19 protein-coding genes, 2 tRNA genes and 1 pseudogene are annotated in these 21,306 nt (G+C 72.0%); 18 read left to right on the forward strand and 4 right to left on the reverse strand.

Annotated elements, in window-relative coordinates; genetic code table 11:
• From AB0912_RS24275 to obgE, 4 genes and pseudogenes are all read left to right on the forward strand, one after another.
• A pseudogene (locus AB0912_RS24275) lies at positions 1-426 on the forward strand (ribonuclease E/G); the annotation flags it as partial.
• 335 nt (positions 427-761) lie between these two features.
• Positions 762-1,082 carry a 50S ribosomal protein L21 gene (rplU, locus tag AB0912_RS24280; RefSeq protein WP_030601628.1) on the forward strand — a complete coding sequence of 107 codons (321 nt, stop codon included), beginning with the start codon at positions 762-764 and terminating at the stop codon, positions 1,080-1,082.
• A gap of 16 nt (positions 1,083-1,098) precedes the next feature.
• Positions 1,099-1,353: a 50S ribosomal protein L27 gene (rpmA, locus tag AB0912_RS24285; protein ID WP_030362615.1), complete on the forward strand. Its 255-nt coding sequence runs from the start codon at positions 1,099-1,101 to the stop codon at positions 1,351-1,353.
• 188 nt (positions 1,354-1,541) lie between these two features.
• Positions 1,542-2,978, forward strand: a complete 1,437-nt coding sequence (gene obgE / locus AB0912_RS24290; RefSeq protein ID WP_366703130.1) for a GTPase ObgE — start codon at positions 1,542-1,544, stop codon at positions 2,976-2,978.
• Between the two features lie 348 nt (positions 2,979-3,326).
• On the opposite strand, the gene AB0912_RS24295 is transcribed toward obgE, so the two are convergent.
• On the reverse strand, positions 3,327-5,444 hold the full coding sequence (locus AB0912_RS24295) for a hypothetical protein (RefSeq protein ID WP_366703132.1): 2,118 nt from the start codon (positions 5,442-5,444) through the stop codon (positions 3,327-3,329).
• A gap of 513 nt (positions 5,445-5,957) precedes the next feature.
• On the opposite strand from AB0912_RS24295, the gene proB reads away from it, so the two are divergent.
• The 5 genes from proB to AB0912_RS24320 all read left to right on the forward strand — a co-directional run bounded on the left by proB (position 5,958) and on the right by AB0912_RS24320 (position 11,075).
• Positions 5,958-7,064 carry a glutamate 5-kinase gene (gene proB, locus AB0912_RS24300; RefSeq protein ID WP_366703134.1) on the forward strand — a complete coding sequence of 369 codons (1,107 nt, stop codon included), beginning with the start codon at positions 5,958-5,960 and terminating at the stop codon, positions 7,062-7,064.
• A gap of 195 nt (positions 7,065-7,259) precedes the next feature.
• Entirely contained in the window at positions 7,260-7,718 is a 459-nt protein-coding gene (locus tag AB0912_RS24305; RefSeq protein WP_366703234.1) for a hypothetical protein, read from the forward strand.
• Between the two features lie 61 nt (positions 7,719-7,779).
• Positions 7,780-9,066 (forward strand): glutamate-5-semialdehyde dehydrogenase, encoded by a 1,287-nt coding sequence (locus AB0912_RS24310; protein WP_366703136.1) that lies wholly within the window; start codon positions 7,780-7,782, stop codon positions 9,064-9,066.
• Between the two features lie 230 nt (positions 9,067-9,296).
• Positions 9,297-9,929 (forward strand): hypothetical protein, encoded by a 633-nt coding sequence (locus AB0912_RS24315; RefSeq protein ID WP_366703138.1) that lies wholly within the window; start codon positions 9,297-9,299, stop codon positions 9,927-9,929.
• A gap of 78 nt (positions 9,930-10,007) precedes the next feature.
• Complete coding sequence (locus AB0912_RS24320; RefSeq protein WP_366703140.1) at positions 10,008-11,075, forward strand: hypothetical protein; 1,068 nt, start codon at positions 10,008-10,010, stop codon at positions 11,073-11,075.
• Between the two features lie 12 nt (positions 11,076-11,087).
• Here the strand turns inward: AB0912_RS24320 and AB0912_RS24325 are convergent, their stop codons facing one another.
• A complete protein-coding gene (locus AB0912_RS24325; protein WP_366703142.1) occupies positions 11,088-12,248 on the reverse strand; it encodes a M48 family metallopeptidase in 1,161 nt (386 codons plus the stop codon).
• A 114-nt stretch (positions 12,249-12,362) separates the two neighbouring features.
• Here AB0912_RS24325 and AB0912_RS24330 point away from each other — a divergent pair, with 114 nt between their 5' ends.
• From AB0912_RS24330 to AB0912_RS24370, 9 genes are all read left to right on the forward strand, one after another.
• Positions 12,363-12,518, forward strand: coding sequence for a hypothetical protein (locus AB0912_RS24330; RefSeq protein ID WP_366703144.1), 156 nt, complete (start codon positions 12,363-12,365; stop codon positions 12,516-12,518).
• 217 nt (positions 12,519-12,735) lie between these two features.
• Positions 12,736-12,897: a hypothetical protein gene (locus tag AB0912_RS24335; RefSeq protein WP_366703146.1), complete on the forward strand. Its 162-nt coding sequence runs from the start codon at positions 12,736-12,738 to the stop codon at positions 12,895-12,897.
• A 70-nt stretch (positions 12,898-12,967) separates the two neighbouring features.
• On the forward strand, positions 12,968-13,699 hold the full coding sequence (gene nadD / locus AB0912_RS24340; RefSeq protein ID WP_366703148.1) for a nicotinate-nucleotide adenylyltransferase: 732 nt from the start codon (positions 12,968-12,970) through the stop codon (positions 13,697-13,699).
• A 16-nt stretch (positions 13,700-13,715) separates the two neighbouring features.
• Positions 13,716-15,566 (forward strand): LytR C-terminal domain-containing protein, encoded by a 1,851-nt coding sequence (locus AB0912_RS24345; RefSeq protein WP_366703150.1) that lies wholly within the window; start codon positions 13,716-13,718, stop codon positions 15,564-15,566.
• A gap of 112 nt (positions 15,567-15,678) precedes the next feature.
• Positions 15,679-16,122, forward strand: coding sequence for a ribosome silencing factor (gene rsfS, locus AB0912_RS24350; protein ID WP_366703152.1), 444 nt, complete (start codon positions 15,679-15,681; stop codon positions 16,120-16,122).
• Positions 16,119-16,808: a histidine phosphatase family protein gene (locus tag AB0912_RS24355; protein WP_366703154.1), complete on the forward strand. Its 690-nt coding sequence runs from the start codon at positions 16,119-16,121 to the stop codon at positions 16,806-16,808. Before rsfS ends, AB0912_RS24355 begins: the two co-directional genes overlap by 4 nt.
• Positions 16,809-16,961: 153 nt before the next feature.
• A tRNA-Ala gene (locus AB0912_RS24360) sits at positions 16,962-17,034 on the forward strand.
• 355 nt (positions 17,035-17,389) lie between these two features.
• On the forward strand, positions 17,390-17,623 hold the full coding sequence (locus tag AB0912_RS24365; protein ID WP_010986886.1) for a hypothetical protein: 234 nt from the start codon (positions 17,390-17,392) through the stop codon (positions 17,621-17,623).
• Between the two features lie 162 nt (positions 17,624-17,785).
• A tRNA-Ala gene (locus tag AB0912_RS24370) sits at positions 17,786-17,858 on the forward strand.
• Between the two features lie 100 nt (positions 17,859-17,958).
• On the opposite strand, the gene AB0912_RS24375 is transcribed toward AB0912_RS24370, so the two are convergent.
• Both AB0912_RS24375 and AB0912_RS24380 read right to left on the reverse strand, forming a co-directional pair.
• Positions 17,959-19,578: an NADH-ubiquinone oxidoreductase-F iron-sulfur binding region domain-containing protein gene (locus AB0912_RS24375; protein WP_366703156.1), complete on the reverse strand. Its 1,620-nt coding sequence runs from the start codon at positions 19,576-19,578 to the stop codon at positions 17,959-17,961.
• A complete protein-coding gene (locus AB0912_RS24380; protein ID WP_366703158.1) occupies positions 19,575-20,882 on the reverse strand; it encodes a cytochrome b/b6 domain-containing protein in 1,308 nt (435 codons plus the stop codon). The genes AB0912_RS24375 and AB0912_RS24380 overlap by 4 nt, the downstream gene beginning before the upstream one ends.
• Positions 20,883-21,306 lie beyond the last annotated feature (424 nt).

Raw genomic sequence — 21,306 nt, forward strand, 5'->3', positions numbered from 1 at the left:
GCGGCCGGCTCCGCGGCGGCCGACGGGACGACCGCTCCGGCCCGTCCGCGCCGCCGCGCCGTGCGCAAGGCGACCGCGCCCACCGCGTCCGAGGAGGCGGCCGTCACGGTCGTCCCGTCGGCCGCCGCGGAGCCGGCCGCCGAGCCCGCAGCCGAGTCCGCCGAGCCCGCCGCGACGCAGGCCCCCGAGGCCGACGCCGAGGAGCCCGCCGCCAAGAAGACGGCCGCGCGCAAGACGGCCAAGAAGGCGCCCGCGAAGAAGGCCCCTGCCAAGAAGACGGCGGCGGCCAAGAAGACGGCCGCGAAGAAGACCACCACGGCCAAGAAGGCGACCGCCAAGAAGACGGCCGCCAAGTCCGCCGCGAAGAAAACGGTGGCCGCGGAGCAGTCCGCGCCCGCCGTCACCGCCTCGGCCGACGAGGACTGATTCAGCGCCTCGGCGGAGGAGGACTGATTCAGCGCCTCGGCCGACGAGGACTGATTCAGCGCCTCGGCCGACGAGGACCGACACCCCGCCGCACGTCCCGGGCCCGCTCGTACAGGGGCCCGGGACGGCGGGAGTGACCGTCCGCACACCCGCGGGGCCCGAGCTGGTTTGACCCTTTCGGCCGTGGCCCCGTAACCTTGACCGTCGGCGTGTCCCCTGACGCGCCACACCCCCGTAAACCTCTTCCTCCCGGTGTCTCGTGCTCCGGGAGAGGCCGCTGGCGTGAGCCGGCGGCTGGACTGCGGGGTCCCGTTTCGAGCGAGAGAGAGATCCGCGTGTACGCCATCGTGCGCAGCGGTGGTCGCCAGCACAAGGTTGCTGTCGGCGACATCGTTGAGGTTGACAAGATTTCCACTGCCAAGGTTGGCGACACGGTCGAGCTCTCGACCCTGCTCGTTGTCGACGGTGAAGCCGTGACGAGCGACCCGTGGGTCCTGGCCGGCATCAAGGTCCAGGCCGAGGTCGTGGACCACCACAAGGGCGTCAAGATCGACATCCTTCGCTACAAGAACAAGACCGGCTACCGCCGTCGTCAGGGCCACCGCCAGCAGTACACGGCGATCAAGGTCACTGAGATCCCCGCGGCTGCGAAGTAAGGGTAGGGACTGAGACATGGCACACAAGAAGGGCGCATCGTCCACTCGGAACGGTCGCGACTCCAACGCTCAGCGGCTCGGTGTGAAGCGCTTCGGCGGTCAGACCGTCAACGCCGGTGAGATCCTGGTCCGCCAGCGTGGCACCCACTTCCACCCCGGCACCGGTGTCGGCCGTGGCAAGGACGACACGCTGTTCGCGCTGGACGCCGGTGCGGTCGAGTTCGGCACGCACCGCGGCCGCAAGGTCGTGAACATCGTTCCGGTCGCCTGATCCAGTCCCGTCGAGGCTGATCCGTCCCCCGCGGGCGGATCGCAGGCCTCGGGGCCCAGGCTCCGCAGAACAGAGTTCTTCGCGAGGCGGACCTCACTTCCCCCACGGGAAGCGGGTCCGCCTTTCGCGTGTTACGTAAGAGACATTCCGTACGTACAAGCAGTACCGAAGTGCTGGAGGCACCCCACATGACCACCTTCGTGGACCGCGTCGAGCTGCACGTCGCCGCGGGTAGCGGAGGTCACGGCTGTGCCTCCGTACACCGGGAGAAGTTCAAGCCGCTCGGCGGCCCGGACGGCGGCAACGGCGGCCGTGGCGGTGACGTGATCCTGGTCGTCGACCAGTCCGTCACCACGCTGCTCGACTACCACCACTCGCCCCACCGCAAGGCGACCAACGGCAAGCCCGGCGAGGGCGGCAACCGCTCCGGCAAGGACGGCCAGGACCTGATCCTGCCCGTGCCGGACGGCACCGTCGTCCTCGACACCGAGGGCAACGTCCTCGCCGACCTCGTCGGACACGGCACCTCCTTCGTCGCCGCCGAGGGCGGCCGGGGCGGACTCGGCAACGCGGCGCTGGCCTCGGCCCGCCGTAAGGCGCCCGGCTTCGCGCTGCTCGGCGTGCCCGGCGGCCTCCAGGACATCGTCCTGGAGCTGAAGACCGTCGCCGACGTGGCCCTCGTCGGCTACCCGAGCGCCGGCAAGTCCTCGCTCATCTCCGTCCTGTCCGCCGCCAAGCCGAAGATCGCGGACTACCCCTTCACCACCCTCGTCCCGAACCTGGGCGTGGTGACCGCCGGCGAGACCGTCTACACCATCGCCGACGTCCCCGGCCTCATCCCCGGCGCCAGCCAGGGCAAGGGCCTCGGCCTCGAGTTCCTGCGCCACGTCGAGCGCTGCAGCGTCCTCGTGCACGTCCTGGACACGGCCACCCTGGAGTCCGAGCGCGACCCGGTCACCGACCTCGACATCATCGAGGAGGAGCTGAAGCAGTACGGCGGCCTGGGCAACCGGCCCCGTCTGGTCGTCCTCAACAAGATCGACGTGCCGGACGGCAAGGACCTGGCCGAGATGGTGCGCCCCGACCTGGAGGCGCGCGGCTACCGCGTCTTCGAGGTGTCCGCGGTCGCCCACACGGGCCTGCGGGAGCTGTCCTTCGCCCTCGCCGAGCTGGTCGCGCAGTCGCGCGCGGCCAAGCCCAAGGAGGAGGCGACCCGTATCGTCATCCGCCCGAAGGCGGTCGACGACGCCGGGTTCACCGTCGCCCAGGAAGAGGACGGCCTCTTCCGCGTGCGCGGCGAGAAGCCCGAACGCTGGGTGCGCCAGACCGACTTCAACAACGACGAGGCCGTCGGCTACCTCGCCGACCGCCTCGCCCGCCTCGGTGTCGAGGAGAAGCTGATGAAGGCGGGCGCCCGCTCCGGCGACGGCGTCGCGATCGGCCCCGAGGAGAACGCGGTCGTCTTCGACTGGGAGCCCACCGTCATGGCCGGCGCCGAGATGCTGGGCCGCCGCGGCGAGGACCACCGCTTCGAGGCTCCGCGCCCCGCCGCCCAGCGCCGCCGGGACCGGCAGGCCGAGCGGGACGAGTCGGAGAAGGAGTACGACGACTTCGAGCCGTTCTAGCCCGCGAAGGCTCCGGGCCGCTTCCGGGAAGCCCAGGGCGTTCCCGGGACCGGCGGGCCCGGTGAGACCAGGCGAGACCAGACGAGACCAGTGATACGGGCCCGACCTCTCCGGAGGCCGGGCCCGTACTGCTGTGCCGCCCCGCGCCGGACGGGGGAGTGCGGGCGACCGCGAACAGCGAGAGGTCCGGCGACCCGTGCGTATGCGACAGAGCCGGCGACTCGTGCGTATCCGGGAGGGCCGGCGACTCGTGCGTATACGGGAGGGCCGGCGACCCGTATCGAGTCGCCGGCCCTCCTCAAGTCCAGCCCGGCTCAGCCCGGTTCAGCCCGGCTCAGTGGTCGCGTGCTACGCGTTGACCGAGTCCTCGGCGCCGTTGTCCTCGCTGTCCGTGGAGTCCGCGTCGGCGCCCAGGCCCTGCTCGGACTCGTGGGCGGAGTCCTCGGCCGCCCCGCGCTGCGTGGGGATCTCCGCGGCGAGCCGGGCGGTCATCCGCACCCGGCGCTCGTCCGCCTTCGCGCACAGGTCCGCGATCGCCGCGTCGAAGCGGGCCAGCGACGGCGGGTCCGAGGGGCCGAGGAGGTGCTCCTTCAGCTCGGCGCGGGCCGCGGTGAACTCGTCGCGCTCCGGGTGCCGGACCGCGTCCAGCAGAGCCGGGACGCCGTCCGCCGCCGGGGTGAGGATCGCGCCCGCGGACACCGTCGGGAACCCGGCGCGGAAGGCCGCCTCCGACATGCCCGAGGTGTTGGCGACCGCGTACGGCTTCTCGCTGGACAGCCAGTCCGAGACGACCGAGGAGACGTCGCTGATCAGCAGGTCGGCCTCGTTGAAGCAGGCGAAGATGGCCGGACGCGGGCCCGTGACGATCTGGTGCTCCCACTCGGGGAAGGACGCCCAGTAGGCGGACTCCCAGGCCTCCGTGGCCCGGGCGATCTGCGCCTCGCGGTCGCCGCGCGGCGCGCCCTGGAGCAGCATCCGCTCCAGTTCGTCCGCGCTCTGCCGGAAGGAGGTCGAGGTCAGCGTGTCCAACTCGGCGGTGCGGCGCGCCAGTTCGGCGGCGGCCTGCGGGCCGGGGCGGTCGCCGGAGCGCCGGGTGTTGGCCTCGCGGATCATCGCCATGATGCGCTCGTTCGCGGCGCCGGCGCGCGGGTCGACGGAGCCGGTCATCGGGTGCGGCTTGTAGAGCAGGCGCACCTTCTCGTCGGCGAGCAGGTGGCGCACGATGTTCTCGCCGGCCAGCACGACCGAGGTGTTGCCCGGGTTGCCGTCCCAGCCCTCCCAGGTGGGGGCGTACAGGACGGTGGTGTACGGGCCCGTCGGCGGGCCGGAGTAGCGGCGTATCGGCGTGAGCTGCGGCCGGCCGACCTCGACGATGTTCTTGTCCTCGACGCCGACCTCGGCGAGCGCGTACCGCTCACGGGCGGCGGGACCGGCGACCCACACCTCGTCGTACGCCTTCGCGTACGGGTTGCAGGAGGACAGCTTGTCGCTCTCGCCGTGGTTGATGAAGGCGTGCTTGATGGTGGGGATGCGCAGGACCTGGGAGGTCTTCGCGGCGTTCGCCGGGTGCAGCATCATCTTCAGCGTCGAGTTCTCCAGCGAGAACATCGTGGAGACCTTCGGGAAGCAGATGATCGGGACGTCGGTCGCGTCGATCTTCTGCACCATGAAACGCTCACGCAGCACGATCAGCGGCTTGGCGTCGATCTGCGAGAGCGTCGAGAGCCACATGTTCGCCTGGTAGGCGGAGGTGGTGCCGCCGGAGAAGTACATGGCCACGGTCGGCTGGTACTCCGCGAGCCACTGGTCGACCCACTCCATGACCTTCGCCTCGCTCTTGGCGCGCTTCCGGGGAAGCAGCCAGGTGCCGAGGTAGAGGGTGCCGCCGAGGGCCAGCGCGACGGCGATGCCCTCGCCTATGCCGCCCCACAGCGCGTCCGTGGTCGCGGCCGTGGCCAGCAGGCCGGCCGTCGCCGGGACGGAGAGGGCCAGCAGCCGGTGGCCCTGGCGGCGGGCCAGGATGCGCGGCGGCGCGGCGGTCAGCCGCAGCGCGGACGCGTCGATGTTGCGGGTGACGATCGGCAGCGTACGGGTGCGGCGGACCAGGACCGACAGGGCGTGGCAGGAGAAGTGCAGGGCGTACAGCACGCATATCGCGATCAGCAGGGGCGCCTGCTCGCGCGTCGGGTTGATGCCGTCGATCCGCAGCAGCCCCACCATGATCAGCATGTCGCGCAGCAGCTGGCGGACGGTGACGTCGAAGCGCACCTTGCCGAGGACCGCGAGCAGACCGGGGTCGCGGTACTGCAGATACAGGTCCAGAAGCAGGCCGGCCGCGCTCGCGGCGACGAACACCGGGACGTTCGGCAGCAGCGCTGAGACGATCTGGGCCGTGAGGAAGGCGAGCATCGCGAGCAGCGCGGAGAGCTGCACGATGCGGCGGGGGGCGAGGCCTGCGGAGGGCACGGGCTGGGCTCCTGCGAGGGGGATGCAGCGGACGGGAAGGGTGCGGCCGGACTGTCACCAACAGAGGGGCCGACGACTGACCGTATGACCTGAAGACCCGCCTAGCAATCTTCCGTGGGAACAATCACTGCATAGGGCACATATTGCCCTTCGAGCCTGTGAGCGAGCCCTCAACAGAGGCCTTCCGGGCCCTCCGCCAGCGGCCCCGCGTGCACCTCGGGAACGGCCCCGCGTGCGCCTCCGGGAGCGGCCCCCGGGCGGTGTCGGGAGCGGCCCCGAGCGGGGTCGGGAGCGCACCCGAGCGGGTCGGAAGCGGCCCCGGGAGTGAGGGCCCGCTCGGGCTCGGAAGCCGCCCCGGCGGCGGGGTCCCGCGGCCGTCCGCGTCCGCCCGTCGAAACGGGCAACCGCCGGACCGCCCCGCTCGCGTAGATTGCACACACCGGGCTGGTCGGAACATCTGGTCGGAACATTGGGGATGGCGTGTCAGCGGCAAGGAATACGGTGCGGGCCGGCGTGGCCGAGGCCCACAGGATCGTCGTCAAGGTGGGCTCCTCGTCGCTCACCACCGCCTCCGGCGGCCTCGACGCGGACCGGGTCGACGCCCTCGTCGACGTCCTCGCCAAGGCGCACGGCAACGGCGCCCGGGAGATCGTCCTCGTCTCCTCCGGAGCCATCGCCGCCGGACTCGCGCCGCTCGGGCTGCGCCGCCGCCCCAAGGACCTCGCCCGCCAGCAGGCCGCCGCCAGCGTCGGGCAGGGCCTCCTGGTGGCCCGCTACACCGCCTCCTGCGCCCGCTACGGCATCCGCGTCGGCCAGGTGCTCCTCACCTCCGACGACACCAGCCGCCGCGCCCACCACCGCAACGCCTCGCGCACCCTCGACAAGCTCCTCGCGATGGGCGCCCTCCCGGTCGTCAACGAGAACGACACCGTCGCCACGGACGAGATCCGCTTCGGCGACAACGACCGCCTCGCCGCCCTCGTCGCCCACCTCGTCCACGCCGACCTGCTCGTCCTGCTCTCCGACGTGGACGGCGTCTACGACGGCGACCCCAGCAGGCCCGGCACCTCCCGGATCGCGGAGGTCCGCGGCCCGGCCGACCTCGCCGGCGTCGAGACCGGCGGCGCCGGCAAGGCGGGCGTCGGCACCGGCGGCATGGCCACCAAGGTCGAGGCGGCCGGCATCGCCGCCGCCGCCGGCATCCCGGTGGTGCTGACCAGCGCCGTCCACGCCGCCGACGCCCTCGCCGGCCGGGACACCGGCACCTACTTCCACGCCACCGGCAAACGCTCCGCCGACCGGCTGCTCTGGCTCCAGCACGCCTCCACCCCGCAGGGCGCGCTCACCCTCGACGACGGTGCCGTCCGCGCGGTCGTCGAGGGGCGCAAGTCGCTGCTGCCGGCCGGCATCGCCGCCGTCGAGGGCGAGTTCACCGCGGGCGACCCCGTAGAACTGCGCGACAGCACCGGCCGGGCCGTCGCCCGCGGACTGGTCAACTTCGACGCCAAGGAGATCCCCCAGCTCATCGGCCGCTCCACCCGGGAGCTGGCCCGCGAACTGGGACCCGCCTACGAGCGCGAGGTCGTCCACCGCGACGACCTCGCCCTGCTCACCCCCTGAACCGGCCGCCCCGCCCGCCAGGGGAGCCCCCGTGGACAACTGTCCCCTACACACGTAAACGGCTGATTCCGCCGCCCCCACCGGGGGACGTTCCGTAAAACCGCCACACGACGGCTTCTCACCTGCTCAACTTTGTGACAGGGAGAGTCCGGGATTCGGTACGACCATCGGGTAAAGGAGGCCGTCGTGAGACGAGTGCGCCCTGGGGCGGCGGCGTCCCGCGGTGGTCCCGCCTCCCGTGCGGCGGGCGAGGAGCGGGCCCTCACCAGCGTCGCGGCCGGTGACACCTACGAGGGCGAGCAGCCCGCCGAGCAGCCCCGGCTGTGGCACGTCACGCTCAGCGTCTCGGGCGGCGAGGCCCCGCTGACCGAGGTCAGACGCGGTCTCGAACAGCTCGCGCACGACCACCCCTTCCTGCTGACCAGCCGGTACGCCAACGACCACGCGGAGATCCGCTACTGGGAGGAGGCCCGCGACCTGCACGACGCGGCGGCGGTCGCGCTGCGCCTGTGGGGCGAGCACCGGCAGACCGCCCAGCTCCCGCCCTGGGAGATCGTCGGCCTGGAGGTCATCGACCGCGAGACCTACCACCAGCGCATCGCCGAGGGGTACGGGCCGCTGCCCGCCACCCCCGTCGGAGTTCACCCCTTTTGAGCCTGTCTCGGGGTGTGGGACAAGCGCTGAACCGTCCCGCCGCGCGCACTACGCTTCCCTCATGACCACGCTCTCGCCGTACGACTCGATGTCCCCGGTCACCCAGGCCGCCTACCGCGCCAAGTCCGCCGCCGCCGACCTCGCGCCGCTGCCGCGTGCCGAGAAGGACGACGCGCTGCTGGCGATCGCGGACGCGCTGGAGGTCCGTACGAGCGAGATCGTCGCGGCCAACGCCAAGGACATCGCCAGGGCCCGCGAGGCCGGCACCAGCGAGACCGTCGTCGACCGGCTCACGCTGACCCCCGAGCGGGTCCGCGCCATCGCCTCCGACGTACGCGACGTGGTGGCCCTGCCCGACCCGGTCGGCGAGGTCGTCCGCGGCTCGACCCTGCCGAACGGCATCGACCTGCGCCAGGTCCGCGTCCCGCTCGGCGTCGTCGGCATCATCTACGAGGCCCGCCCGAACGTGACCGTCGACGCCGCCGCCCTGTGCCTGAAGTCCGGCAACGCGGTCCTGCTGCGCGGCTCGTCCTCCGCCTACGAGTCGAACACCGCCCTCGTCCGGGTCCTGCGGGACGCCGTGGGCGGGGCCGGGCTGCCCGCCGACGCGATCCAGCTCGTGCCCGGCGAGGGCCGCGAGTCGGTCCGCGAGCTGATGCGCGCCCGCGGCCTGGTCGACGTCCTCATCCCGCGCGGCGGCGCCTCCCTGATCCGCACGGTCGTCCAGGAGTCCACCGTCCCGGTCATCGAGACCGGCACCGGCAACTGCCACGTCTACGTCGACGCCCAGGCCGACCTGGACATGGCCGTCGACATCCTGATCAACTCCAAGGCCCAGCGGCCCAGCGTCTGCAACTCCGCCGAGACCCTCCTCGTCCACCAGGACATCGCCGCCGAGTTCCTGCCCCGCGCGCTGGACGCCCTCGCGGACGCCGGGGTCACCGTGCACGCCGACGAGCGCGTCCTCGCCTACGCCAAGGACTCCAAGGCCACCGTCGTGGAGGCCACCGCCGAGGACTGGGACACCGAGTACCTGTCCTACGACATCGCCGCCGCCGTCGTGGACTCCCTCGACCGGGCCGTCACCCACATCCGGCTGTGGAGTTCCGGCCACACCGAGGCCATCGTCACCACCTCCCAGCAGGCCGCCCGCCGCTTCACCCAGCTCGTCGACTCCACCACGGTCGCGGTGAACGCCTCGACCCGGTTCACCGACGGCGGCCAGTTCGGCTTCGGCGCCGAGATCGGCATCTCCACGCAGAAGCTGCACGCCCGGGGCCCGATGGGGCTGCCGGAGCTGACGAGCACCAAGTACATCGTCACGGGCGACGGCCACATCCGCCGCTGACCCGCCCCCCTGGGCCCCACAGCTCCCGGGACTCCAGGGCTCCCGCGACTCCAGGGCTCCCGGGACTTCAGGGCTCCCGCGACTCCAGGGCTCCCGCGACTCCAGGGCTCCCGGGACTCCGGGGCTCCTGCGGTGGGGGCGCGCGGGGCGTGCGGCGGGTGGTGCGCGTCCGGCCGCCCGCGCACCGGGTGTCTCGGCAGGCGGATGAATTTCCATACCGTCTGCCCAAATTGACCCCCCAGGTCTACTCTGGATCCGTGCCGGAGGACGTGGGGGGCACGCCGTTCCCTGACGGCTGGGAGCCCGACGACGACCGTGACCGCGGGGGCGCGGACGAAGAGTTCGCCTCCGTGGTCTTCGACGAGGACTTCGTCCGGGCGGCGGTGATCCACGAGCCGACCGCCGTGGAAAGACTGCTCGCCGCCGCACAGGCCCGGGCGGAGGCGTCCGAGGCGGAGGCGCGCCGAGCGCACGCCCGCGGCACCCGCGCCGACGACTACGAGGACGGCTTCGGCCCGGACGACCACGGCGACTTCGGCCACGACGGCGACCTGGACGACCTCGAAGACGCCGACCTCCTCGACGGCCGCCACGGCCCGGGGCCGTACGGCAGGCCGTACGGGAAGCAGACCCGCTGGCACCGCCCCGTCGCCTGGATCCTCGCCCTCGTCATGGGCGTCGGCATGGTCGCCCTCGCCTTCACCGCGGTCTACCGCGGCGCGTCCGGCGCCCGCGACGAGCAGTTCCCCTCGCCCGCCTCCACCGGCCTCGAACAGGGCCGCCAGAAAGTCACCGGCACCGGCCCCTCGGCCTCGGCCGACTACTCCCAGCCGGCGGTCTCGGCGGTGCCGCGCACCCCCTGACCGTCCTGGTGAGAACCTGTCAGAACTTGTCGCACACCGCCGCGTTTACCGAAGCTCCCCGCGACCTACTCTGAAGGTATGGGCGGGCCTGGAGACCCACCGGAGGGGACACCCGAGGGCGCTCCCGCCGGTGGAGAGGACGAATACCGATCCGTCGTCTTCGACGAGTCGTTCGTCCGTGCTGCCCGCCTCCAGGAGTTCTCCGCCCGCGAGCGCATGACCGACCACAGCCCGGCCGTACGCCGCCGGCCACCCCTGCGGCGCGGACTGTCCCGGCAGGCGCTGGTCCTCGTCCTGCTGATCGCCATCGCCTTCGGCACCGCGATCTACATGGGCGTGCGCCACCCCTACCAGACCCCCGCCCCGCAGGCCGCCGAGCCGCTGCGGATGACCGTGATCCCGCTCGCCCCGCAGACCCCGGTGCCCGGCGCCGCCCGCCCCGAGGAGCTGTACGCGGACAGCCCGGCCGCCCAGTTCCGGGTCGGCGCCGACGGCATCACCCTGCCCGCCTCCCGGCGCACCGCCCACTTCTCCGACAGCCAGGTCGTCAGCGCCCTGACCACCGCCAAGGACTACCTGGTCGAGTCCGCCCTCGATCCGAGCGTGCTGACCGGCGGCGCCACCCGGCCCGTGCGGATCCTGCTCGACCCGCGCCAGCTCGACCAGTTCGACCAGAGCTTCGAGCACCCCATGGCCGACGGACGGCACGCCCCGACCGGCTGGCTGGTCCGCTTCGACGCGACCCGGGCCCGCCTCGCCGACCAGCGCGTCCGGGTCCAGGGCACCCTTCAGGCCGCCGAGTTCGACGCGAACACCCTGGAGGTCATCGCCGACCACACCTTCGTCTACGCCCTCCGGCCGGCCGGCGCCCCCGCCACGGCCAAGGCGTCCCTGTTCACCGTCCGGCGCGAACTGCACTTCCGCTTCGACCGGGACGACCTGCGCATGCACCAGCTCCAGCTCGCGGTGTCCTACGTCCAGGCCGGCCCGCTCACCTGCTCCGACGACTCGGTGAGCCGGCTGCGCCCGCTGCTCGCCGGCCAGACGGCCAGGGCGGGCGGCCCGGCGGGCACCGACCCGTACGCCACCGGCAGCGCCACGGCACTGTGCGGGACGCTGGCCAGGAGCGCGCAGCCGAAGGTGTAGCCGGTCAGCCGGTCAGTCCCGGCCGTCGGTGCCCTGGTCGTCCGCCCCGCCGTCCCCCGGCCCGTCCGTGGCCCCGCCGTCCCTGCCGGCGCCGGTGCCCTTGCCCGCCGAGGCGTCCTTCTCGGTACCGCTGCCGCCGCCCGCGAAGCCGCCGAAGCCGCGCATCACCCGGCCGCCGAGGTCGCCCGCGCCGCCCGCGATGTCGCTGACCAGCTTCATCAGCGGGTCCTTGGAGTTCTTGATGTCACCGGCGTAGCTCGCGGCCGACTGCCGGAAGGAGTCCGACACCGAGGTGTCCTTGTCCTCGTCGCGCCGCGGGTAGTGGCCGTCCATGATCCGCTGGTGGTCGCGGGACTCGGCCCACTTCTTCAGCTCGGCGGCGCGCACCGCGGTGAAGGGGTGGGTACGGGGCAGCACGTTGAGGATCTTGAGCACGGAGTCGCGCAGGTCGCCCGCCGCCTCGTACTCCTCGGCCTGCGCGAGGAACGCGTCCACGTTCATCTCGTGCAGGTGGTTGCCGCCCGCGATCTTCATCAGGCCGCGCATCGAGGCCCGCAGGTCCTGGCCGACCAGCAGCCCCGCGCGGTCCGCGGACAGCTCCGACTTGCGGAACCACTCGCGCAGCGCGGTCACGATCGCCGTGATCGCGAGGTTGCCCAGCGGGATCCAGGCGACCCGGACCGCGAGGCTGGTGAGGAACAGCAGGATCGTCCGGTAGACGGAGTGGCCGGACAGCGCGTGGCCGACCTCGTGGCCGACGACCGCCCGCATCTCCTCCTCGTCCAGCAGCTCGACGAGTCCGGTCGTCACGACGATGATCGGGTCGTCCAGGCCGATGCACATCGCGTTGGGCTGGGGGTCCTGGTTCACGTACATCGGCGGGACCTTCTCCAGGTCCAGGATGTAACAGGCGTCCCGCAGCATGTCGTTGAGGTGCGCGAACTGGGCGTCCGAGACCCGCACCGAGTCGGACAGGAACAGCAGCCGCAGACTCCGCTCGGGCAGCAGCCCGCTGAGCGCCTTGAAGACCGTGTCGAAGCCGCTCAGCCGGCGCAGCGCCACCAGGGCGGAGCGGTCCGCCGGATGCTCGTACGCCCGCGAGGAGATCCCCTCGAAGCGCCTGCGCTGCCTGCTCGGCACCTTCTCGTGCCCGTTCCGGCCACCGTCCGACATGTGTTCCCCCATGTGCGTCTGCTGTGCGCGCCAATGCCTTGTGTGCCCCCGAGGCAGGACCCAGCCTAGGCGGAGATACCGTGGACGGGCAGTACAGCGAAGGAGTCGTACGTCATGGAGCACATTCGGGCCGCCTGGCTCACGGAGGCCGCGCACGCGGCGGACAAGCAGGGCCCGGGCGATCTGCTCCGCGTCGTGCTGGTCGTCATGGTCGTCGGCGTGGTGTTCGCCGCCTGGTTCCTGCTGCGCGGGTACAAGCGCGAGGACTGAGGACCGGCGAGGACCGACCGGGGACCGGCGGCGAGGATCCCCAGGGACCCACGGGGAGCGACGAGAGCGGCCCGGTGCGCGGCGGTGGCCGCTCGCGGCGGGGGCGGTCCCGGCAACCGGCGTCCCCAACGGCGGAGTCGGCGTGTTCGCGGCCAGGGCACCCGCATACGATGAGCCGACGTCTTTATCCCGCCGATACCGGATAGGTCCTGCCGAGATGAGCTTCCCCAGCACCGCAGCCCAGTTGGTCACCGTCGTCGCCGAGGGCGAGAAAGGCGGCAACCACGAGAGCCTCAGCCCCTTCCTGACCGGCGGTGGTGCCCTGGTCATCCTGCTCCTGCTGCTGTGGATCACCACGCGTTTCAACCGCGACCGCTGAGCCCCGCCGGCCCCGCTCGGGGGCCCCTGTCGGCCGGAGCCCGTCGGCCGGGCCGGTAGGGTCTGCACGCATGGGAGAGCAGGACATGCCTACCGGTCCGGCGAGTGACACGGGCGGTGGCGCCGACGGCGCCGCCACGGGCGGCGCGAGCGGCACGGCCGGCGGCGCGGCGAAGCGGCTGACGGCCGGCCCCCGGGGCGGCCCCTCGAACCCGGGCAAGCGCCGCCTCGGCGTCATGGGCGGCACCTTCGACCCGATCCACCACGGTCACCTGGTGGCGGCCAGCGAGGTCGCCGCCCAGTTCCACCTCGACCAGGTCGTGTTCGTACCGACCGGGCAGCCGTGGCAGAAGACCGACCGCAAGGTCACCCCGGCCGAGGACCGCTATCTGATGACGGTCATCGCGACCGCCGAGAACCCGCAGTTCTCGGTGAGCCGCATCGACATCGACCGCGGCGGCCCGACGTACACCACGGACACCCTGCGCGATCTGCGCTCGCTCAATCCCGACGCGGACCTGTTCTTCATCACCGGCGCCGACGCGCTCGGCCAGATCCTCACCTGGCGCTACACCGAAGAGCTGTTCTCCCTCGCGCACTTCATCGGGGTCACCCGGCCCGGCCACACCCTGACCGACCCGGGGCTCCCGGAGGGCGGTGTCTCGCTCGTCGAGGTTCCCGCGCTCGCCATCTCGTCCACAGACTGCCGTGCGAGAGTCGCCAAGGGCGATCCCGTCTGGTACCTGGTGCCGGACGGTGTGGTGCGCTACATCGACAAGCGTGAGCTGTACCGCGGCCAGTGAGCCGAGAGGGGCACCGGTGAACGACCGATACGACGGATACGCGGGCGGCGGCGACCCGTACGAACTCGTCGGCTACGACGAGTTCGGGCAGCCCGTGTACCGGCAGGTGCCACAGCAGCCTGCCCAGGGGTACGACGGCTACGACAACACCCGGCAGCAGCAGGGCTACGACAACGCCCAGCAGCAGGGCTACGACAACGCCCAGCAGCAACAGGGCTACGGCTACGACCCGTACGCGACGGGCACCCAGGAGCCCGTCCAGCCCTACGACTCGGGCCGCCGGCCCCCGGTATCCCCCTACGACACCGGCCGGCAGCAGGCCGCGTCCCCTTATGACACCGGTCAGCAGCCGGCGGTGCCTCCCTACGACACGGGCGGGCAGCAGGGAGGCCCGGCGTACGGCTCCTACGACTACGACGCCTACGGCACCGGCGCGCCCGCTGCCGGGCCGGGCACCCAGACCCCGTACGACGGCTACGGCCGCCAGGGCGCGGGCACCGGGCAGCAGCCGAGGGTCGCCGAGCAGACCGCGTACATCCCGCAGCAGGCCGGCCCCCCGGAGGACGACGACAGCGGCGCGGGGCGGGACTACCGCACCGAGCAGTTCGCCTTCGTGGAGGAGCCGGAAGCCGAGTCCGAGGACGTCATCGACTGGCTGAAGTTCACCGAGAACCGCACCGAGCGCCGCGAGGAGGCCAAGCGCCGCGCGCGCGGCCGGGTCGTCGCCCTGGTCGTGGTCCTCGCCCTGGTGGTCGTCGGCGGCGCGGGCTACCTCTGGTACGCGGGCAAGCTGCCCGGCACCTCCTCGGACGCCAAGCCGGGGACCGCGACGCCCGCCACCGCCCAGAAGCGTGACGTGATCGTCGTCCACCTGCACAACACCAAGGGCGGCGGCACCTCCACCGCGCTGCTGGTGGACAACACCACCACCCGGCAGGGCACCACCGTCCTGCTGCCCAACTCCCTGGCCCTGACGGACGACGACGGCTCGACCACCACCCTCGCCAAGTCCGTCGACGGCGACGGCTCCTCCGGCACCCGGGACGCCATCGACACCGTGCTCGGCACCAACATCCAGGGCACCTGGCGGCTCGACACCCCCTACCTCGACAACCTCGTGGAACTCGTCGGCAACATCGACATCACCACCAACACCGACGTGCCGGACCCCGAGTCGAAGAAGAAGGGCGGCACCCCGCTCGTCAGGAAGGGCGAGGACCAGACCCTCGGCGGCAAGGCGGCCGTCGCCTACGCCACCTACCGGGCGCCGGGCGAGGCGCAGAACGCGCAGTTGGAGCGGTTCGGCCAGGTCATGCAGGGCGTCCTGCGCAAGCTGTCCTCGGACAAGCAGGCCGCGACGACCACCGTGCAGACGCTGGCCCAGATCCTCGACCCGTCCCTGACCGACCAGGACCTCGGCGCCTTCCTCGCCAAGCTCGCCGACCTCGCCAAGGGCGGCGACTACAAGACCGCCCTGCTGCCGGTGCAGCGGGACGGCACCCTCGCCGAGAGCGCCTCCGACAGCGTGATCAAGGACATCCTGGGCGGTACGGCCAAGAGCCCCGAGGCCGGCGCCGCGGTCCGGGTCGGCATCAAGAACGCCACCGGCGACAAGGCGGCCACGGCACAGGCCCGCGTCGTCCTGGTCAACGGCGGCTACACCTACCTGGACGCCGGTTCCGCCGCCGCCCAGAGCGTGTCGCGGATCACCTACGGCGACGCGGCCAAGAAGGACGACGCCGTGGAGGTCGCCAAGACGCTCGGCCTGCCGGCGGACGCGGTGAAGAAGGGCACGGTCACCAACAACGCCGACGTGTCCGTGGTCCTCGGCACGGACTACAAGATCGACACCGCCTCGAAGGGGTGACCGGCACCCCGCCCCGAGCGCGCCCGGGGCGGGGCCGGACAAAGGCGTGGGGGCTCCTCGGCGGTCCGTGAGACCCTTGAGTCATTACTGACCGCCGACGGAAAGCCGCGTAGTGACCGCCACGGACCGCTCCATCGAGCTCATCAACACCGCCGCGCAGGCGGCCGCAGACAAGCTCGCGCACGACATCATCGCCTACGACGTGAGCGATGTGCTCTCCATCACCGACGCCTTCCTCCTGGCGTCCGCCCCGAACGACCGCCAGGTCAAGTCGATCGTCGACGAGATCGAGGAGCGCCTGAACAAGGAGCTGGGCGTCAAGCCGGTGCGCCGCGAGGGCGACCGCGAGGCCCGCTGGGTCCTGCTCGACTACGTCGACATCGTGGTGCACGTCCAGCACAGCGAGGAGCGCGTCTTCTACGCCCTGGAGCGGCTCTGGAAGGACTGCCCCGAGCTGGACCTCCCCGAGGAGGCCAAGGCGACCCGCGGCAAGGGCGCCGAGCACGCCAAGCTCCAGGCCGAGGAGGACTCCGCCGAACTGGAGGAGCTGCGGTGAGCGACGGGGCGAAGCAGCAGAGGCCGGGCGCGGAGCGCGGCGGCAGGCCCGGACGCGGCCGCCGCCTCATCCTCTGGCGGCACGGCCAGACCTCCTGGAACGTGCAGCGCCGCTTCCAGGGCACCACGGACGTCGCGCTGACCGAGACGGGCGTCCAGCAGGCCAGGCGCGCCGCCCGGCTGCTCGCCTCGCTCAAGCCCGACGCCATCGTCGCCTCGGACCTCCAGCGCGCCGCGAACACGGCCGCCGAGCTGGCCGCGCTGACCGGCCTGGAGGTGGCCCACGACGAGGGCCTGCGGGAGACCTACGCGGGCGTCTGGCAGGGCCTGACGCACGAGGAGATCATCGCCCGGTACGGCGACGAGTACGCCGCGTGGAAGCGCGGCGAGGCGGTCCGCCGCGGCGGGGGCGAGCTGGAGAGCGAGGTCGCCGACCGCGCCGCTCCCGTGGTGCTGCGGCACGCCGAGAAGCTGCCGGACGACGGCACGCTCGTCGTGGTCAGCCACGGCGGCACGATCCGCACCACCATCGGCCGGCTGCTCGGTCTGGAGTCCCAGCACTGGGAGAGCCTCGGCGGCCTGTCCAACTGCTGCTGGTCCGTCCTCGGCGAGGGCGCCCGCGGCTGGCGGCTGCTGGAGCACAACGCCGGCACGCTGCCGGAACCGGTGCTCGGCGACGACGACTGAGCGCCGCCGGAGGCGGTGCTCGGGGGCGCCGGCCGGGTGCCGCCGGAAGGCCCTCCGTCCGGTCCCGCGGGCCCGGACGGACCGGATTTCACTTTCCGGCTGGTCGCAGGCTAAAGTTCTTCTTGTTCGGCCCGCGGAGCGGGAAGAACACGCGGGGCTATAGCTCAGTTGGTAGAGCGCCTGCATGGCATGCAGGAGGTCAGGAGTTCAATTCTCCTTAGCTCCACAGATCGACTCGGTTTCGAATTGTCGAAGAGTCGAGGATCACCTCGGAAGATCCCGTCCCCGTCAGGGGGCGGGATTTTTCGTTGTGCCCCGCTTGAGTCCCCGGGCCCCGCCGGGCGTATATCTCTGCGGGCACGGTCCTGGCGTGCGGGTATGCGCCGGTCCGGGCGGCCCCGCCGGGCGCCGTGTCCGGACTGGTACGAAGGCGTCGCTGACCGCGTCGCTCCCGCCGTGGCAGAATCAAACGGCCGGAAGGGGGCGCGGCCCGACGGGAGGGAGAACCGATGCCTGCCAGCATCCTCGCGGAGGTCGACGATCTCCCCGAAGCGGCCCGCGGCCACAGCCGGAGCTGATCGATGGGTGCACACAGGCGGAAGTGCGATTGGTGCGGCAGTGGTACGCCCATCGTCCGCGACATGGAGCCGGTCAACCACGACTACCAGTACTGGTGCGAGGAATGCGCACGGGCGCTGATCATAAAAGGCGACCCGATCGAGACGTACCGGGAGCTGGAGGGCGAGCCGATCTACGGGCGGCTCCTCGACGAGCACTGCACGCTCAAACGGTTCTACTCCTTCGCCACGGCCTGACGGAGGAGACCCCGGCCCCGGTCGAGGAATCCGACATACGGCGCCAATCGGGGCGTACGGGAAACGATTTGGCGGTTCCCCAGGGGGACCGTGTAATGTTGGCGTCGCCGCCGGGGAAACCGGGCGGAAAGACCGAGAGGGGGTTTCCCCACTAGGTCGCGCGGGGCTATAGCTCAGTTGGTAGAGCGCCTGCATGGCATGCAGGAGGTCAGGAGTTCAATTCTCCTTAGCTCCACAGCAGTTGAAAGCGGGCCACCCGGATCGGGTGGCCCGCTTCTCGTTTGGCGGCCCCGCTTCTCGTTCGGCCCCGCTTGTCGTTCGGCCCCGCTTGTCGTCTACCGGCCGCTGCCCAGCGCGCGGCGGCCACGACCCGGGGACAGCACCGGCAGGTTGTTGCGCGCCGGGGGAGCGGACCGGGTGTCCTCCTCGATGCGCAGGGCCAGCGCCGGGCAGCGCCGCACCGCCCGCAGCGCCTTCGCCTCGGCGTAGCGCGGCACGGCGGCCTGCGCGACGGTCGGGAAGCCGTCGGCGCCCAGCTCGAAGACCTCGGGGAGGATGTCGGCGCACAGGCCGTGCCCGCGGCACAGCGTCCAGTCGACGAAGATCTTCTGGCGGCTGGCGCCCGTCTCCTGCTCGCCCTGGCCGCCGGGGATGCCGGTGGGCGTTCTGCCCCCCTCGAAGAGCGGCAGAACGCCCTCCACGGGCCGTCCGCAGCCGTTCCCGAGGACATGCGCGGCCAGGTCGTCCGTGAAGGCCTTGAGGGTCGACTCGATGAACATCGCCGAGCCGTCCGGGTGGGAGCACGCGCCGCGCCGCTTCACGGACTTGGCGACCTGCTTCACGGCCTCCAGGGCCGCCGGGCCGCCGCCGTTGAGAATGTCCTCCAGACCGCGGGCCGCGGCCGGCAGGCCGAGATAGCAGGGACCGCACTGTCCCGCGCTCTCCTCGGCCAGCCACTGGGCCACCCGCAGCGACTCGCCGAGCGGGCAGGTCTGCTGGGTGATCGGCAGGATCGCGCCGGCGCCGAGCGCGCCGCCCACCGCGGCCAGCGAGTCCCGCGAGACGATCGCCTCGCCCACCGCCGCCGCGTCCAGCCACTTGCCGTGGTAACCCCCGGTCAGCACCCCCTGCGGCATCGGCGGGGCGCCGGCCAACTGCAGGACGTAGCGCAGCGGTACGCCCGTCGGCACCTCGATCACCATGGGGCGCGCGACCGCGCCCGAGACGGTGAGCATGACGGTGCCGGGCTCGTCGTACAGGCCGGTGTTGCGGTAGCGGTCCGGGCCGATGCGGGCGGCGATGGCGAGCTGCGCGAACGTCTCGGCGTTCGACAGCAGGGTCGGCGCGCCGCCCACCCCGCTCTGCGAGGCGCTGATCTTGCGGCCCGGCGGGATGGCGGGGCCGCCGTCGATGGAGCGGATCAGCGAGGCGGCGGCGCCGGTCACCATCCGCACCGGGTTGCGCTGCACGCGGGCGCGCAGCGGCGAGCCGCGCCGGTTGCTCAGGCCGCGCTCGGCCAGCGCGGCCTCCATGGAGCGCTGGGTGGACTCGCGGGTCACCCCGATCACCAGCGTGCGCGCCCCCATGGCCTCCGCGGCCAGCAGGGCGCCGTCCAGGATGAGGTGCGGGGCGCGGTTGATGAGCACCGTGTCCTTGCGGCAGGCCGGTTCGTCCTCGCTTCCGTTGACGACGACCACCGGGCGGATGCCCTTCTTGATGGCCGATTCCGCGACCGAGCGCAGTTTCTTGGCGAAGGGGAAGCCCGCGCCGCCGCGCCCCTTCAGGGAGATCGCCTCGGCGAGCCCCGCGAGCTGTTCCCCGCCCATCGGTTCGAGCGGCCCGTGCACCTTCAGGTGCATGGGCAGATCAAGACGTTCAACCAGGTCGAAGCCCGACGTGAGCTGCGGGAGCCCGACGACGCGGACCTCCGGGACGTCGGGCAGGGCCTCGTTCACTTAAAGCCTCCGGAAGGGGCGTTCCATGATTCACCGGAGCCAGGAGCGTCGAAGGCGCCCGGCAGTACGTCAGTCGTGGGACCGCTGTCGTACGTGTCGTTGGTGTTGTACGTGCGATAGGCCGCGTTCGACTCACCGGTGTCGTACACGTCACTCATGCCGTACGCGTCGACGGCCGGATTGTCGTAGACCGGGATGGTGTATCCCGTGTCGGCCAGCGGGTCGTACGCCGACTGCGGGGCCTCGCCGACGGGGGGCGGCGAGGGGATGGGCCAACTGCCCGACGGGCCGCCGGTGTCGACGCGCGGGAACACCTCGGTCGGCTGTGCCATCGGCGGCATCGGGAACTGCCGCGTCCCGCCGGCCGCGGAGTCGGAGCCGGGGGTGGACACGGCCCGGTAGGCGGCGGCGAAACCGGCGGTGTTCGCGTTCGTCGCGGTGGGGTCGGCGGCGCTGTCGTACGGCGCTGAGGGGGAGTCGGTGCGCTGGGAGGGGACGAAGGTGGTGTCCCGGGACGCCCTGCCGGAGCGGGCCGCGAAGCCGGGGAGCGGGGTCTCGGCGTTGGCCGCGCGGGAGGCGTCCAGGTCCTCGCGGAACGCGCGCGCGCCGGGGCCGTTGTTGTCGCCCATGACCGCGAGGACACGGGCGGCGACCTTGCGCTTGACGGGGGCGGGGGCCGCCCGCAGGGCCAGTGCTCCCATGACCGCGACCAGGCACAGGCAGTAGAGGATGGTGAAGACCGGCTTCGCCTGTCGACCCGCGTAGAGCCCGTGGATGAGCGCCGCGCACCAGGCGGGATAGGCCAGCATGTGCACCGCGCGCCAGCGGGCCGCGACCGGTGCGGGGGAGGCGAAGGCGCTGCGCAGCGCGCCGGTGATCGCGGTGAAGACCATGAGCAGCGCGGCCAGCGAGCCGAAGCCGATGAGACCGGCCGTGCCGGTGACGCCGAGCCCGAAGGGGACGAGGGCGGCGAGCAGGGTCGTGTGGTCGAGCGCCAACTTGACCGTGATGTGCAGCAGCAGGAAGGCGACGGAGGAGACGGCGGTGGTCCGGTGCACGGCCTGGGCCACCAGCCGCTGGCGGGTGTTCAGGAAGATCCGGTCGGTGGCGACCAGGCCCCAGATCACCGAGCACGACAGGGCGACCAGCGACAGCACGCCGGCGCCGAAGTTCAGGAAGTCACGGACTCCATTGCCTCCCACCAGGACGACCACGGGGATGAGGAGGAGGGCGGCGGCGGTGGCCGCCCCGTAGGCCGAACGGCCCGCTCGGGGAAGCGAGCTGTTGTTGCGACGAGGGTTCATGGAGGGTTACTCCCAACGGTTCGGGGAAGCGGTCCCGAAGCCGCACTCTAGGTCGAGAAATAGGGCCGAGTTCGAGGTTTCAGTTATTGCGTTGTTACCAAAGGGCAATGAGGTCTTTGTGTTGTCCCTTGGTGTCCTGTTACGCGAAGTAAGCTTTGAACTTTGTTCAGCTTTTTCGGTGGTCAGACCGGGTGGCACGGGGTGCCGGACGACGCCCGAAGCCCGTCGCGGCCCGCGTCGGCCCTGCGGTACCCTGACGCCATGCGTGCCGTACGCCTTCTGCTTAGCGAGCCGCGCTGATCAGTCCCGAACCACTGACGCATCGTGGTCGGAATCGGCGCGGCGGTCCCCTCCTGTGCGAGGGGATTTTTCATTTCCCGAGTGTCAGCCGCTGGCAGAGACGATCGATGGAGCTTTGAGGATC

This window comes from Streptomyces sp. NPDC007084, assembly GCF_040703595.1.
Taxonomy (GTDB): Bacteria; Actinomycetota; Actinomycetes; order Streptomycetales; family Streptomycetaceae; genus Streptomyces.